The following is a 14478-nucleotide window of genomic DNA, read 5'->3' as shown; positions in this document are numbered from 1 at the left end:
ATATTTAAAGACATTGGAAAGAAAGTGTTTTTATTATTAGTATTTGTTTTTATTAGCATTATCCTATTCTTCATTAGTTTTGTTGTTGGAGGTTGGGAAGGAATGGGATTGGGTGCAGTAAGTCTATCCCTATTTGTAGCCTCTATAATTGCTCTAATTGCAATTGTATTGTTATATAAAATAAGCGATAAAAACCATTACTAATATAACAAAATAATTCTACAATCGGGCGCGATAATTGCATAATGGTGTTCCAGAATCGGGCCATTTTGTCGAGGAGAGTTTTTACGTATTTATGTAGAAGAATCGGATTACGTACCCCGATTCTTCTTTTTATTTTCATTCAACTATTCGCTTGAATGATAAACGTAAAATGGTTACACTATATTCAAGTGTAAGCTTGAATGAAAAAGGAGTGAGAAAATGAATAAAGATTCTTGTGAAATTTATTGTTATGACGAAGAAAAAGTTAATCGAATACAAGGAGAACTAGAAAAAGAAGACATTTTTAGTGTTGCCCAATTATTTCAGGCTATTGCTGATGAAAATAGGGCAAAAATTACCTTTGCTTTGTATAAAGGTGAAGAGTTATGTGTTTGTGATATAGCAAATATTATTGGTGTCACGGTTGCAAATGCTTCCCACCACTTACGCACACTCCATAAGCAAGGAGTTGTGAAATTTAGAAAAGAAGGTAAATTGTCATTTTATTCGCTTGATGATGAGCATGTTGAACAGTTATTTGTTATCGGATTAACGCATATGAAAGAGGTGCAAGTAAATGTCTGATCAACAAGCTAAATTATCTGAACAAGAAATGAAAACATATCGCGTTCAAGGATTTACCTGTGCAAACTGTGCAGGGAAATTTGAGAATAATGTAAAACAGCTTTCTGGCGTTGAGGATGCAACAGTAAATTTTGGTGCGTCTAAAATTTCTGTCTACGGCCATTCAACAATTGAAGAACTAGAAAAAGCCGGTGCATTTGAGAATCTTAAAGTAACTCCTGAAAAGTCTGCCCACAATGTTTCGCAAGAGGCAACTGATGATACGAAAGAAGAAAAAGTTCCATTTTATAAAAAGTATAGTACACTGCTTTATTCAACTTCGTTCCTTGTTTTCGGTTATCTCTCTTACTTTGTAAATGGAGAAGAGAATCTTCTTACAACCCTATTATTTTTAGCATCAATGGTGGTAGGTGGATTGTCGCTTTTTAAAGTAGGTTTGCAAAACTTATTACGCTTTGAATTTGACATGAGAACCCTTATGACAGTAGCTGTTATAGGTGGAGCCATTATTGGTGAATGGGGTGAAGTTGCTCTTGTTGTCATTCTCTTTGCTATCAGTGAAGAGCTTGAACGATTCTCCATGGATCGGGCAAGAAATTCGATTCGTTCTCTTATGGGTATCGCCCCTAAAGAAGCACTCGTTAGACGTAATGGACAAGAAATGATGATTCATGTCGATGATATTGCTGTTGGGGATATCATGATTGTAAAGCCTGGTGAAAAGATTGCGATGGATGGTGTAGTCGTAAATGGCTACTCTGCTGTCAACCAAGCAGCGATTACAGGTGAATCAGTACCCGTTGGAAAAACGGTTGATGATGAAGTATTTGCAGGTACTTTAAACGAAGAAGGATTACTTGAAGTAAAAATAACAAAACTTGTAGAAGATACAACAATTTCTAAAATTATTCATCTTGTAGAGGAAGCACAAGGAGAACGTGCTCCAGCGCAAGCATTTGTCGATAAATTCGCGAAATATTACACACCGATCATTATGATCATTGCAGCATTAGTCGTTGTAGTCCCTCCTTTACTCTTTGGTGGCAGTTGGGAAACATGGATCTATCAAGGATTAGCTGTTCTAGTTGTTGGTTGTCCTTGTGCGTTGGTCATATCGACTCCGATTTCTATCGTTTCAGCAATTGGGAATGCTGCGAAAAAAGGCGTTCTTATTAAAGGTGGGGTGTATTTAGAAGAAATGGGTGCCTTAAAGGCAATCGCATTCGATAAAACAAGGACATTAACAAAAGGTGTTCCAGTTGTAACTGATTTTACTGTATTAAATAATCAAATGAATGAAAAAGAATTATTGGCAATCATCACTGCATTAGAATATCGTTCCCAGCATCCTCTTGCTTCGGCCATCATGAAAAAAGCAGAAGAAGAAAATATTTCATATTCTGATGTACTGGTAGAGGGTTTCTCTTCTATTACAGGTAAGGGTATTAAAGGGATTGTAAATGGGATGACTTATTATATCGGTAGCCCGAAACTCTTTAAAGAATTATCGAAAACTGATTTCGATAATGACTTTGAGAAAAATGTGACAGCTCTTCAAAATCAAGGCAAAACAGCCATGATTATTGGAACTGAAAAAGAAATTCTTGGAATTATTGCAGTTGCTGATGAAGTTCGTGAATCAAGTAAGGAAATTATTCAAAAGTTACATCAACTTGGCATTAAAAAGACTATTATGCTCACAGGTGATAACAAAGGTACTGCGAATGCAATAGGCAGTGATGTTGGGGTATCTGATATCCGAGCTAATCTGATGCCTCAGGACAAATTAGACTATATAAAACAATTAAGATCCGAATACGGAAACGTAGCTATGGTAGGAGATGGTGTCAATGATGCACCTGCATTGGCGGCCTCAACAGTGGGTATTGCAATGGGTGGAGCTGGTACAGACACGGCTTTGGAAACAGCAGACGTCGCTTTAATGGGAGACGATTTGAGAAAACTTCCGTTCACTGTAAAACTTAGTCGAAAAGCTTTAAATATAATTAAAGCTAACATTACTTTTGCAATTGCTATTAAATTTATTGCCTTATTACTAGTCATTCCGGGCTGGTTAACACTTTGGATTGCTATTCTCTCGGATATGGGTGCAACTCTTTTAGTAGCACTAAATGGTTTAAGGCTTATGCGCGTGGATGAAGATGAATAGGTTTAAGAGGTTTAAAACAGAACAATAAAATCACGCTTGCGAATAACTTTTTAGTATATCTATATAGGGGTGCATAATTTAAGGGCTTTTCAATTTGAAGAAAAAGTCCTTATCCCAAAACAAATCATGTAAGATAAACAATCGGTCTTCCGCAATCGGGCGCAAGAATGGAATAAAAACTGCACCGATTCTTGCTTAACTGGTCCGTTTTGATGGTTATATGGAGCACTACTTTGAAAGAATTGCAGAACCCAACTGATTGGGCAGAAAATAATAGATGGATAAGACAAGGGGGGACGGAAACGATGGGTACAAGTGTCTGGGTTGCTATAGGTATTGCCATAGCAGCTGCATTAGGCTTATTTGGGAAATCAAAAAAGAAAAATAACATCTCTAGGATAATTTTTTATAAAGTTAACAGGCGCAGATTGTTTAGCAAGTAGCTGACAAACAGGCACCATTCTTTAATTAGGGTTGTGCCTATTTCTGTTATAGAGCGTTTGCCACTACATAACTTTACATTTCGATTGTTGAATAAACGTTTTTCATTGTGTCTATACTGGAATCAAGATAATTGATTCATAATATGGAGCGTGAAATTATGTTGTTATCGGAAGCATGGGAGAGGTACCAGTCTGATAAAAAGATCGAGGGCTATTCCCCTCTCACTTTGAAGATGTATAGTTTTCAATACAAACTACTAAAGCGTTATTTAGGTGATATTAAAATAGATGAATTTACAACTGAAAAATTAAAGCAGTATCTAATTGAGTCAGGCGGACATTTGAAACCTTCTAGTTTGGGTCATCGCATCCGTTTCATTAAATCGCTTTTTAAGTCGATACATGAAGAAGGATATATTCTGAAAAATCCAGCAGCGAAGTTAAAAGAACCTAAGTTAGGACAGCGTATTCTGAAATTTCTTTCCAAGTATGAAATTGAACATCTACGTGAAGGGTGTCATACACCGATGGAGAATGCTTTGTTTGAGTTTTTTTATTCAAACTGGCTGCAGAATTGGAGAAGTTGCAAAGTTAAACAGAGAAGATATTAATTTCATGGAGAACTCCGTCATCGTGCACGGGAAAGGTGATAAGGAAAGGGAAGTTTATTTTAATATTCGCTGTGCAATTTGGTTACAAAGATATTTGGAAAAGCGTGATGATGATGAGCCCTGTTTATTTGTCACAGAACGTAACCCTAAAAGACGAATGAGCATAGATTCGCTTAGATACATTATTAAACGTATTTCTAATCGAGCTGGAATCAAAAAAACAATTCATCCTCACCAATTACGTCACAGTTATGCAACGCATATGGTTGATAATGGCGCTCCACTTGACATAATTCAAAGTCTTCTTGGTCATGAAAAAAGTGAAACAACAAGGATCTATGCGCATCTTAGTGGGAAATTAAGACATGACTTTTATAGTAAATATTTTTAACGTATTTTTTAGGTTAAATCAAATTGAACATTTATGTTACCGAAAAAATAAGGTATAATAAGTAGATAGAGTAACGGAGGTGACTTATATGTCTATTCCTGATAAAATCATAAAAGAAATTGACATGTTAAGTGAACAAGAACGTAAAAAGGTACTTGATAAAATTAAAGAAAAATATATGACCGAGGACGTTATTTTATTGGGGGAAAACTATACTTGGTGGGATAACGAAGAGGATGATATATACAATGAGCAGTAAAAAGAAGCAGGGTGAAGTTTGGTTGGCAGATGTTGTATTTAAAGGTACACGGCAAACTAAACAGCGCCCTGTTGTTATTGTTGGAAACGAATTAGCTTTGGATATAGATGTTATTGTTGCACCAGTTACTAGTCAGAAACCAAGAAATCAATTTGACATTGTCTTAGAGTATTGGGAAGAGGCTGGATTATTAAAACCGTCTGTTGTACGTACTTCCAAAATTACTTCCATTCATGGCACAGAATTGAAACGTTATTTGGGAGAATTACATAACCATGATCTTGAAAACGTATTAAATATGTGTAGAAAGTTATTTTAATGTTTAGTTATTAATTCAACAATAGGGCCAAATGATTGTTGAGAAGAACTTAAACTAAAACAGATATGTTAAGAAGGTTAGTTTCTTTACTATTGGGGGAGAAAAATAATGGATTTAATAAAACATAATAGTGATGCTTGGGATAAGAAAGTTGATGAAGGTTCTAGATATACTCAACGAGTGAGTAGTGAAACTATTGAAAAAAGCAAAACTGGTAAATGGGAGATTTCTGTTACAACAGAAAAGTCAGTACCAAGAGATTGGTTTCCAGAAGTTATAGATGGATTAAAGATATTATGCTTGGCATCTGGTGGTGGTCAACAAGGACCTATTTTGGCTGCTGCTGGAGCAGATGTAACCGTTACCGATATTTCTAAAAAGCAATTAGAACAAGATGAAATCGTGGCAGAACGTGATGGATTAACTTTAAGAACGGTACAGGGTGATATGTCAGACCTAAGTGATTTCGGGGATGAATATTTTGATGTTGTTGTTAATCCAGTTTCCAATTTATTTGTCAAGGACGTTAAACCTGTATGGAATGAAATATCGAGGGTATTAAAAAATAAAGGTATTTTAATTGCTGGATTTACTAATCCATTACTATGGATTTTTGATGATAATCAGGAAAGAAAAGGCATCCTTGATGTTAAAAATTCCATACCTTCATCGACATTAGATTATTTGCCCAAGGATGAAATTCAAGATTATATCAAATCAAACAACACCATAGAATATGCTCATACTTTAGAAGACCAAATCCAAGGGCAGATTGATGCTGGCTTTGTGATTTCAGGTTTTTATGAAGATGATTTTGGCGGCACAAGAATTTTAGATAAGTACATTAAAACATTTATTGCTACAAGAGCAATAAAACTAAAGAATATTTGAAGCTGTGTTCCATTAACGGGCGCGATAATTGCATAATGATGTTCCAGAATCGGGCCATTTAACGGAATAAGGTTCAAAGGATGTATTGATTTGTAGAAAGGGAAAGATGGTATGACCAATAAAGAAAAAAGTGCAAAAGTGGTAAGTGAGATAGTGGACATATTTAGATGTCCGATTTGTCATCGTTCAATGAAAGTCGTTGATTTTAAAAGCCTCATTTGTTCGAATAACCATACATTTGACTTTGCAAAACAGGGCTATGTCAATATGTTAACTCGCCCCTCCAATCAACATTATGATAAAAATTTATTTGAAGCTAGACAAAAAATAATTATGGAAAGTAACTTATACTCCTCATTACACAAGAAAGTTTCAGAAATAATTGGTAAGCATTTAGACGAATTCCATTACCCAACTATTATTTTCGACGCAGGAAGTGGCGAGGGTTCACATTTACAAAAAATTATAAATGAATGTCGCGATAGGGCAATCACTGGGATTGGATTAGATATTGCAAAAGAAGGCATTATAATGGCTTCTAAAAATTATCATAATCCGATTTGGCTTGTTGGTGATTTGGCGAATATTCCTCTAACTGATCAGTCAAGTCACGTGGTTTTGAATATCCTATCACCTGCTAATTATATGGAGTTCAAAAGAGTTCTGGCTCCTGAAGGTATCATAGTGAAAATTGTACCTCGTCCTAATTATCTCAAAGAATTGCGAGAGGTAATTTTTACGAACAGTGATAAAAAAGCCTACACCAATGGAGAAACCATATCGCTATTTAAACAAAACTTCCAGTTAGTAAATAATTTCAGGTTTAGTTATTTTAAGGAATTAGAGCAAACAGAATTATTGAACCTTATTCAAATGTCTCCACTAGCTTGGAATGCAGAAAAAGAACAGATTGATTCATTTTTAAAATTAGATTCTACTGGAATAACTGTTGATTTGGATATTTTGATTGGTGTAAAAAGTACGTCTTAATTTACCTCAATCGGGCGCGATAATTGCATAATGGTGTTCCAGAATCGGGCCAGATTGTGGAGGAGTTGATACTAAATCTAAATTAGATTAAGGGGCAAAAGACTTTAAAACGAGGAGAGGATATTATGGCGAAAAAGATACACGTATACAACATTACAGTATCAACTGGAGAGCAGTTTAAAAATGTAAGAATCGAAGGGTCAATTAGCAGTAGATACTCAGGTATTACAACGGATTTTATTCCTGTAGAAAATGAAGATGGTCAAACGGTTGAATTAACGAAATATCAAATAGTTAAAGCGGAATTAATAAATATCGAAGAATAAGATAGCTTTTGCTCACAAATCGGGCAGTTTAGTTGAGGAAGAAAAATTAAATATTAAGATAAAAACGCTCAGAATATTTTCCGAGCGGTTTAGTTTGCTGTTTATAATGCTTTTCTAAAGCCTGCTGAATAAAGAATGTACAATATAATGAATTTTTGTGATTGTATGTTCGATAATATATAAGAGTTATTCCGTAAAACAGTTGGTTTTGTTATGCTGTTCTTTTATAATTTTTCACTTTTACAATAGAACTTGATTCGAATCAATTTTTATTTCATAGAAACATCCTATACTAGAGTCATCAACAAGGAATACAAATGAAAATGAAATTGGAGGGAATCAACATGCAAAGATATATATTAAGTAAAAAGAATTCCATTACACTGATCAGTGCAATTTTGATTGCACTTGCATTCTTCGGACGATTTTCCTTAGACAACATGGCCATTTTCAATTGGTCGCTCATCATTGCATCTATTCTTGGTGTAGCACCAATTGCGATTCAAGCCTATCAGGCATTAAAAGTAAAAGTTGTCAGTATTGATGTTTTAGTTACCATTGCAGTTATTGGGGCAGTATTGATTCAAAATTATGAGGAATCAGCCATCGTTACTTTCTTATTCTTATTTGGTTCTTACTTGGAGCAACGTACCTTGAACAAAACACGTTCTGCCATTAAAGAATTAACAGAGCTGGCACCAGAAAGTGCTTTAAAGCAAATGGAAAACGGAGAATTTGAAGAAGTAGATGTCGATGATGTAGACGAAGGTGATATTTTATTAGTTAAAACGGGTGCAAAAGTTCCGGTAGATGGAACAGTGTTAATTGGTGAAGGTCACATTAATGAAGCAAGTATTACTGGAGAATCTCTACCTGTAAGTAAAAAGGTTGATTCTGAAGTATTTGCAGGATCTATCTTAGAAAATGGAACAATCCAAATTCGAGCTGATCGTGTTGGAGAAGATACAACATTTGGTAGAATTATCGAATTAGTGGAAGAGGCACAGGATTCCAAATCAGAAGCAGAACGTTTCATTGACCGATTCTCAAAATACTATACACCAGCTGTGTTAGTCCTTGGTTTTATTGTTTGGTTTTTCTCAAAAGATATTGAACTAGCTATCACGATTCTTGTTTTAGGATGTCCAGGTGCATTAGTTATCGGGGTACCTGTATCCAACGTTGCCGGTATCGGAAACGGTGCACGTAATGGTGTCCTCCTAAAAGGTAGTGAAGTTATCAATGACTTTAGCAGAGTAGATACTATCGTTTTTGATAAAACAGGAACATTGACAGTAGGAAACCCTGAAGTTGCCGAAAAAGAATTTTACGGAAAAAATACTGAAGAGGTTCTAGGATATTTAGCAAGTGTGGAGCGTGAATCGGACCACCCACTAGCGAAAGCTGTCCTACAGGATATTGGCGAGACAACTTTCTCTACTGTTGAAGAAACCGAAGTCGTTAAAGGTGGCGGAATTGTAGCAAAAATAGGTGTTCATCGTATAGCCGTTGGTAACGTAGCTTTAATGGAAAAGGAAAATGTGAAATTAAGCGAAAAAGCTAAAAAAGACGTCGAACGCTTTGAGAAAAATGGGAATTCTCTTGTGTTAACTGCGGTCGACGGAGAATTAAACGTTCTGATGGGTATTCGGGATCAAATCCGTCCAGGTGTTAAAAAAGATCTTCAAAAACTGAAAAAACTAGGGGTCAAAAACCTTGTCGTTCTTTCTGGGGACAACCAAGGAACCGTAGATTTAGTTGCTCGAGAACTTGGGTTAACAGAAGCACATGGTCATATGCTACCGGAAGGAAAATCTGCTTATATCGAAAAAATGCAAGCAGAAGGCGGGATCATTGCCTTTGTCGGTGACGGAGTGAATGATAGTCCTTCACTAGCCTTAGCAGATATCGGAATCGCCATGGGAAGTGGAACAGATGTTGCAATTGAAACATCAGATGTTGTTTTAATGAATTCTGACTTTAGTCGTTTACCACACGCATTAGGCTTAACAAAATCAACTTCAAGAAACATGAAACAGAACATTATCATAGCAGTTGGTGTGGTATTAGTCTTACTTGCCAGCCTACTATTTAGTGAATGGATGAATATGTCAATCGGGATGTTGGTTCATGAAGCAAGTATCTTAGTAGTCATCTTGAATGGTATGAGATTGCTTCGATACCGTTTGAGAGAATAATTTTAATAGAAACCAGTCTTGATGAATGATAAAGGGGAAGTATTCAGGTAGGAAGAACAAAATACTCCCCTACTTTTTCTTAAAACTTGATTTGCATCAATTTTATTTCGTTGAACCTGAACTATACTTAAATTGTAAAAAAGAAGAGGGAAAACAAAAAAATCAAAGATAAGATGAAAGGAGAAATAATTCATGCAAAAAGGAGTTATTCAATTAGAAACATTATCTTGTCCATCTTGTATGCAAAAGATTGAAAATGCGGTGAAAGGATTAAACGGGGTTAATCAAGATAGCTTAAAAGTATTATTTAATGCTAGTAAAGTAAAAGTAGATTTTGATTCAGAAACGATCACCATTAACGATATCGAAAAAGCCATTGAAGACTTAGGATATCCAGTCGTCAAATCAAAAGTAAAATCGGCCTAAGACCAAAAAATCACAAGAAAGAGGGAACGAATAATGTCTGAACAAACATTTAACGAAGTAATAACAAACCATTTTGAAAAACTGGATTTATACACCACTGCAATTACACGGGCCCATGGTAAGAATCACCCAGAAGCCTTTGAAGTACGTGAATTGTTTGAAACAATTAGTGGAAAAGTAAAAGACGCAGGTACGAACAAACCTGACTTAGATGCTGAATTTGCTCAATTACGAAAAATCACAGACAACTACACCATTCCTGGAGATGTATGTGAAACGTATGCAGGCACATTCGAGATGTTATCAGAAGTAGATAAAGCATATCAGGCTTAAAGTAACTCAAAAACAAAAGAATAGATTGGTTTACGGTCGTTAAAAAATGAAGGGGGAAATGATTTATGCAAAAAGCAACGATTCAATTAGAAACCTTATCTTGCCCATCTTGTCTCCAAAAGATTGAAAATGCGGTGAAAGGAATAAACGGTGTGAATCAAGATAGCTTGAAAGTAATGTTCAATGCAAGTAAAGTAAAAGTAGATTTTGATTCAGAAGCAGTCGCTATTAACGATATCGAAAAGGCAATTGAAGACTTAGGATATCCTGTTGTCAAATCAAAGGTAAAACCTGCTTAATCGAGTGAATAGAAAGGAAGCCTAGGATGCCCTCTTAGGCTTTTTATAAAAGGGAGAGGTTATTTTGGAACAAAACCAATGTTGTCATCACCAACATGGACATGCAGAATGTATTCGTATTGTTCCCATTTTCAACCATTTGGAAGACTCACAAATGGATTTGATTGCGGAATCTGCCAAGATACTTCATCTTAAAAAAGGGGAAATGTTATTCCGTGCAGATGAGGAAGATGATACCTTATATATTATCAATTCAGGTAAGGCTCGGATTTACCGCTTATCGGATTCTGGAAAAGAACAACTTGTTCGCATTTTAAATCCTGGTGATTTTACAGGTGAAGTCGCCATTTTCCAACCTGGAAGTATTCATGAGAATTATGCGGAAGCACTACAAAATACATCCATTTGTTTAATTAAACGAGGTGATTTACAGAAGTATTTGGTGGAATATCCGCAGATCTCATTAAAAATACTGTCAGAAGTAACGATGCGTTTAAAGGATTCTGAAAAACAAACCACACAAGTAGCGATTGAAAATGTAGAAACCCGCATTATATCCTTTTTAGCTGAGAATGTTGAAAAGGGAAGTGGCGATAGTCCAACGATTATCTTACCAATGTCCAAAAAGGATTTAGCCTCGTATCTTGGTACCACACCAGAAACAATCAGCCGTAAATTTACTACTCTAGAAGAACTTGGATTGATTAAACAGTTACCGAAAAAGAAAATTAAAATAATGGATTTAGATCAATTGTTACTTCATACTGAATAAATATAAGCAGAGTAGCGTGCCATCATCTAACGTGTTAAGTTTAATAGTACAAAACATAAAATAACAAACCTTTTAGCAATCCAATTAGCATATAAAATGGATTGCTAATTTTTGTTGATTTAACAATGTTTATCTACAAAAAGAAAGAGAAATGGCTACTTATTTGGCACTTATTTTACCAAGACGACATAAACTTGTGTCAACTGCATAATTCATTAGCAAAACACCCCCTAATAACTAAGCTAATTCCTCTGATAAATAACTAAGTAATTGGAAATTTATGTTAAAATTATAATTTGGATTGTGAATTAGTGTACTTAAAGTAACGGGGGCTTTAGTTAAATAACCATCTTCCACAATCGGGCGCGATTGTTGCATAAGGAAACATATATAACAAAGGAACTTCCAGTAAATGGAAGTTCCTAGTTTTTTTATAATAAAACAACATTGAACTTTAACAGAGCCATTTTAAAAGAAACGCTAAATCTATTGATATAACAGCATTCCTAGTTACTTAATACAACTTATTCCTTCTTATCCATAAACGACCACCAGTTATAGTTCTAATCGAGATTGATTTCCATGATGACTTTTATTATTTTTTCATAATTAGTTCGGGTTTGCTTATGTATCCTAAAGCTCATAATAGGTATCACATAATATAAAAGGTATAATAAGAAAGCAAAAAAAACATTTCAGATAAATTTAATGCATACATCAATTGAAACAACAATAGTGATTGTGAATATTTTTTCCTTCTACAAAAAAGCCATTACCTACTAAGGTAACAGCCTTTATCCCCTAACATATACTTGCCCCAATCTTGCCCCAAATTAATATATTTTAAAGTGTTTAAATAAAAAAGACAAAAAAATAATTATGCTTACAACCGTTGATACATCAACGATTAACAGATTTTAAAACCCGTTAAAGGTAAGCATAATTTTACAGGGGGAATACGAGAAAGTCTTACATTCATAAGTATACCCCCCCTAAACATTTATAAACATATTTTTTGAAAAAAATTACATTTTATTTCATCGCATGAACAATGTCTTCGTAAACAGTATGCCATAAGTCCTCGTCCGTAGTGAATCTTTTACGTGATTCTGTCGCGTATTCCTTAAATGCAGCCTCATATGCAGGATCTTCTTTTGGTGGAAAATTTTTCTTAAAACTATTTGCATATTTCTCAACTTCTGGTGCCATTGGACCCCATGTGCCTAATTCATTTCCAGCTTCATCTAAGAAAATAAAAATAGGGATAATTCTTTTTTCGTTTGTTAAATATTGATCCATTAATTCTAAGTGAGAATCACGTGGCAATACACGAACTGGAATATTCGCTTTTTCTAAAGTACGGAATAAAATTGGAATATCTAACATACAATGGCCACACCACACTTCCCCAAGTACGATTACACGTGTTGTTTGTTTTTCTTGAAGTGCTTCGATATCTTTTTCGGGTACTTGAAAGTTTTCATAAATTTGCATAAAGCCATCTTTTAAATCTGCTAAGTCTGCCATATATTGTGCTGTTGTTTGTCCTTTTTCAAACCAATTATTTAAATTCATTACTGTTCGCTCCTTTTTATATGATTAATGCTAGTGTACTGTAAATAGATACAAACGTAAAGATGTGTCGTGTTTGCTTGTGCACCATTTTTTTCGTATGATAAAAGAAAAAATATTCGGGGGAAGTCGACATGGAAGTTGCAACAGTAGCCGATGCAAAAGATGTACATGCCATCATGACGGCAGCATTTTCACGCTATAAGCATGACCCATTTCCAACAAGTGCGCTACAGGAAACGGTAGCATCTGTACGGAAGGATTTACAAAACGGGGAATTAGCCTTTTTTTATGTTGAAAAGAATGAGCGTGTTGGAATGGTGCGTTGTGTATTAAAAAAGGACTATTTATATTTTAGACGTCTCAGTGTGTTGCCAAAGATGCAAGGGAAGGGCATCGCCAAAAAGATATTGGCGTATTTAGAAGTGGAAGCAGAACGATTAAACTTGTCAACGATTCGTTGTAAAGTAAGAAAATCAGAACCGAAAAACATAGCATTGTATGAAAGTGTTGGGTATGTCATTACCGGGGAAGAAGATGTAGAAAAAGAACATGGTGCATTGCCGATCGTCTTGATGGAAAAACAATTACACTAGTCAAAAAAGTATTTAGGTATTTATCTGTTGCAATTTTTAAAAAAATGTTTTATGATTGATTTACAATTACATATCGATTCTTCGGGGCAGGGTGAGATTCCCGACCGACGGTAAGAAGTTTATATAAACTTTAAGCCCGTGACCTGCTATATATAATATAGTGGCTGATCTGGTGTAATTCCAGAGCCGACAGTAAAGTCTGGATGGGAGAAGATGAAGCTATGGTTCGTGCGATATACGTTAATTTGTATATATGCGCTTATTCCCTATACAATAATGCCCTAAAACGACATGTTTTAGGTTTTTTTATTTGTAAAAAGGGACTTGAAATATAGCTTCTTCCTTCATTAAGTTTTGAATCGATAGAAAAATGAAAGGGAGAAGAGAGCAGATGCAAAAGTCACAAAGTTCATCAAAGTTATTGAAGTTAGTTGTTTTATCGTTGTTAGCTACGATGTCACTCGTATTATTTTTCATTAGTTTTCCATTACCACTATTACCACCTTATTTAAAGGTTGATTTTAGTGATATTCCAGCATTAATTGCAGGAATGATTTTTTCACCAGCTGCAGGGGTACTCGTTGTATTTTTGAAAAACCTTATGTACTTCGTTGCAAAAGGGGCAACAGATCCTGTAGGTGTTGTAGCAAACTTTATCGCTGGTACGTTATATGTATTCCCGGTCGCTTATTTATACCGTAAATATAGTGGCATCAACTCTATCGTCATCGGGTTAACCATTGGGACAGTAGTAATGGCAGTTGTAATGACGATTTTAAATTACTTCATCATTTTACCTGCATACGGCATGTTTGTCGGTGTTGGATTTACAGATACGGCTAAATGGATTGCTGTTATTGGTGGGGTATTACCGTTCAACTTTATTAAAGGGGTTATCGTAAGTATTTTATTCGTACCTTTATTCTTTAAGTTGAAAGAGTGGATTGAAAAGAAAAAAGTGCCAACGAGCGCTGCTTAATATAAAACATATACACGATATGGTGTCGGTCGCAAATTGATATGCTACTGACACCATTTTTATATTGTCCTCAGATGTCGCCGCGTCGCCGTCCAACTGGACAAAAGAAAACAC

The 14478-nt window shown here is 35.2% G+C and carries 17 protein-coding genes, 1 pseudogene and 1 riboswitch; of the genes and pseudogenes, 17 read left to right on the top strand and 1 reads right to left on the bottom strand.

What is annotated here, in order from left to right; all coding sequences use genetic code 11:
• The 15 genes and pseudogenes from SPD45_RS13485 to SPD45_RS13415 form a co-directional block, all read left to right on the top strand.
• A partial coding sequence (locus SPD45_RS13485; protein WP_336268299.1) for a YesK family protein occupies nucleotides 1–204 on the top strand: 204 nt, incomplete at its 5' end.
• A 219-nt stretch (nucleotides 205–423) separates the two neighbouring features.
• Nucleotides 424–789 carry an ArsR/SmtB family transcription factor gene (locus tag SPD45_RS13480; RefSeq protein WP_336268298.1) on the top strand — a complete coding sequence of 122 codons (366 nt, stop codon included), beginning with the start codon at nucleotides 424–426 and terminating at the stop codon, nucleotides 787–789.
• Nucleotides 782–2959: a heavy metal translocating P-type ATPase gene (locus SPD45_RS13475; RefSeq protein ID WP_336268297.1), complete on the top strand. Its 2178-nt coding sequence runs from the start codon at nucleotides 782–784 to the stop codon at nucleotides 2957–2959. Before SPD45_RS13480 ends, SPD45_RS13475 begins: the two co-directional genes overlap by 8 nt.
• Nucleotides 2960–3192: 233 nt before the next feature.
• Nucleotides 3193–3402: an LPXTG cell wall anchor domain-containing protein gene (locus SPD45_RS13470; protein ID WP_336268296.1), complete on the top strand. Its 210-nt coding sequence runs from the start codon at nucleotides 3193–3195 to the stop codon at nucleotides 3400–3402.
• A gap of 158 nt (nucleotides 3403–3560) precedes the next feature.
• Nucleotides 3561–4404: pseudogene (locus SPD45_RS13465) on the top strand (tyrosine-type recombinase/integrase).
• A gap of 88 nt (nucleotides 4405–4492) precedes the next feature.
• Entirely contained in the window at nucleotides 4493–4663 is a 171-nt protein-coding gene (locus SPD45_RS13460; protein WP_336268295.1) for a hypothetical protein, read from the top strand.
• Entirely contained in the window at nucleotides 4653–4982 is a 330-nt protein-coding gene (locus tag SPD45_RS13455; RefSeq protein WP_336268294.1) for a type II toxin-antitoxin system PemK/MazF family toxin, read from the top strand. The genes SPD45_RS13460 and SPD45_RS13455 overlap by 11 nt, the downstream gene beginning before the upstream one ends.
• A 108-nt stretch (nucleotides 4983–5090) precedes the next feature.
• Nucleotides 5091–5873: a class I SAM-dependent methyltransferase gene (locus SPD45_RS13450; RefSeq protein ID WP_146938713.1), complete on the top strand. Its 783-nt coding sequence runs from the start codon at nucleotides 5091–5093 to the stop codon at nucleotides 5871–5873.
• A 111-nt stretch (nucleotides 5874–5984) separates the two neighbouring features.
• The gene (locus SPD45_RS13445) at nucleotides 5985–6863 is read left to right on the top strand and encodes a putative RNA methyltransferase (RefSeq protein WP_336268293.1); all 879 of its coding nucleotides are present in this window, start codon (nucleotides 5985–5987) and stop codon (nucleotides 6861–6863) included.
• A 125-nt stretch (nucleotides 6864–6988) separates the two neighbouring features.
• On the top strand, nucleotides 6989–7189 hold the full coding sequence (locus tag SPD45_RS13440) for a hypothetical protein (protein ID WP_058950415.1): 201 nt from the start codon (nucleotides 6989–6991) through the stop codon (nucleotides 7187–7189).
• 344 nt (nucleotides 7190–7533) lie between these two features.
• Nucleotides 7534–9387 carry a heavy metal translocating P-type ATPase gene (locus SPD45_RS13435; RefSeq protein ID WP_336268292.1) on the top strand — a complete coding sequence of 618 codons (1854 nt, stop codon included), beginning with the start codon at nucleotides 7534–7536 and terminating at the stop codon, nucleotides 9385–9387.
• A 192-nt stretch (nucleotides 9388–9579) separates the two neighbouring features.
• Nucleotides 9580–9813: a heavy-metal-associated domain-containing protein gene (locus SPD45_RS13430; protein ID WP_054788693.1), complete on the top strand. Its 234-nt coding sequence runs from the start codon at nucleotides 9580–9582 to the stop codon at nucleotides 9811–9813.
• A 33-nt stretch (nucleotides 9814–9846) separates the two neighbouring features.
• Nucleotides 9847–10146, top strand: coding sequence for a hypothetical protein (locus SPD45_RS13425; protein ID WP_026907429.1), 300 nt, complete (start codon nucleotides 9847–9849; stop codon nucleotides 10144–10146).
• Between the two features lie 65 nt (nucleotides 10147–10211).
• Nucleotides 10212–10445 carry a heavy-metal-associated domain-containing protein gene (locus SPD45_RS13420; RefSeq protein ID WP_026907428.1) on the top strand — a complete coding sequence of 78 codons (234 nt, stop codon included), beginning with the start codon at nucleotides 10212–10214 and terminating at the stop codon, nucleotides 10443–10445.
• A 64-nt stretch (nucleotides 10446–10509) separates the two neighbouring features.
• Nucleotides 10510–11217, top strand: coding sequence for a Crp/Fnr family transcriptional regulator (locus SPD45_RS13415; RefSeq protein ID WP_336268291.1), 708 nt, complete (start codon nucleotides 10510–10512; stop codon nucleotides 11215–11217).
• A gap of 1032 nt (nucleotides 11218–12249) precedes the next feature.
• Here SPD45_RS13415 and SPD45_RS13410 read toward each other — a convergent pair.
• The gene (locus SPD45_RS13410) at nucleotides 12250–12792 is read right to left on the bottom strand and encodes a thioredoxin family protein (RefSeq protein ID WP_336268290.1); all 543 of its coding nucleotides are present in this window, start codon (nucleotides 12790–12792) and stop codon (nucleotides 12250–12252) included.
• A gap of 131 nt (nucleotides 12793–12923) precedes the next feature.
• On the opposite strand from SPD45_RS13410, the gene SPD45_RS13405 reads away from it, so the two are divergent.
• A complete protein-coding gene (locus SPD45_RS13405) occupies nucleotides 12924–13385 on the top strand; it encodes a GNAT family N-acetyltransferase (protein WP_336268289.1) in 462 nt (153 codons plus the stop codon).
• A 73-nt stretch (nucleotides 13386–13458) separates the two neighbouring features.
• Nucleotides 13459–13604, top strand: a riboswitch (FMN riboswitch).
• A gap of 172 nt (nucleotides 13605–13776) precedes the next feature.
• Nucleotides 13777–14364, top strand: a complete 588-nt coding sequence (locus SPD45_RS13400; RefSeq protein ID WP_336268288.1) for an ECF transporter S component — start codon at nucleotides 13777–13779, stop codon at nucleotides 14362–14364.
• Nucleotides 14365–14478 lie beyond the last annotated feature (114 nt).

Origin of the sequence: Pseudogracilibacillus sp. SO10305, assembly GCF_037072005.1 — a bacterium.
Classification (GTDB): Bacteria; Bacillota; Bacilli; order Bacillales; family Amphibacillaceae; genus Pseudogracilibacillus; species Pseudogracilibacillus intestinigallinarum.
This window is presented reverse-complemented; position numbering and strand designations above follow the sequence as displayed.

What these genes read in the sequence shown, in the direction of transcription:
- SPD45_RS13480 (WP_336268298.1), top strand. Translation starts at nt 424, where the DNA reads ATGAATAAAGATTCTTGTGAAATTTATTGTTATGACGAAGAAAAAGTT.
- SPD45_RS13475 (WP_336268297.1), top strand. Translation starts at nt 782, where the DNA reads ATGTCTGATCAACAAGCTAAATTATCTGAACAAGAAATGAAAACATAT.
- SPD45_RS13460 (WP_336268295.1), top strand. Translation starts at nt 4,493, where the DNA reads ATGTCTATTCCTGATAAAATCATAAAAGAAATTGACATGTTAAGTGAA.
- SPD45_RS13455 (WP_336268294.1), top strand. Translation starts at nt 4,653, where the DNA reads ATGAGCAGTAAAAAGAAGCAGGGTGAAGTTTGGTTGGCAGATGTTGTA.
- SPD45_RS13450 (WP_146938713.1), top strand. Translation starts at nt 5,091, where the DNA reads ATGGATTTAATAAAACATAATAGTGATGCTTGGGATAAGAAAGTTGAT.
- SPD45_RS13445 (WP_336268293.1), top strand. Translation starts at nt 5,985, where the DNA reads ATGACCAATAAAGAAAAAAGTGCAAAAGTGGTAAGTGAGATAGTGGAC.
- SPD45_RS13440 (WP_058950415.1), top strand. Translation starts at nt 6,989, where the DNA reads ATGGCGAAAAAGATACACGTATACAACATTACAGTATCAACTGGAGAG.
- SPD45_RS13435 (WP_336268292.1), top strand. Translation starts at nt 7,534, where the DNA reads ATGCAAAGATATATATTAAGTAAAAAGAATTCCATTACACTGATCAGT.
- SPD45_RS13430 (WP_054788693.1), top strand. Translation starts at nt 9,580, where the DNA reads ATGCAAAAAGGAGTTATTCAATTAGAAACATTATCTTGTCCATCTTGT.
- SPD45_RS13425 (WP_026907429.1), top strand. Translation starts at nt 9,847, where the DNA reads ATGTCTGAACAAACATTTAACGAAGTAATAACAAACCATTTTGAAAAA.
- SPD45_RS13420 (WP_026907428.1), top strand. Translation starts at nt 10,212, where the DNA reads ATGCAAAAAGCAACGATTCAATTAGAAACCTTATCTTGCCCATCTTGT.
- SPD45_RS13410 (WP_336268290.1), bottom strand. Translation starts at nt 12,792, where the DNA reads ATGAATTTAAATAATTGGTTTGAAAAAGGACAAACAACAGCACAATAT.
- SPD45_RS13405 (WP_336268289.1), top strand. Translation starts at nt 12,924, where the DNA reads ATGGAAGTTGCAACAGTAGCCGATGCAAAAGATGTACATGCCATCATG.
- SPD45_RS13400 (WP_336268288.1), top strand. Translation starts at nt 13,777, where the DNA reads ATGCAAAAGTCACAAAGTTCATCAAAGTTATTGAAGTTAGTTGTTTTA.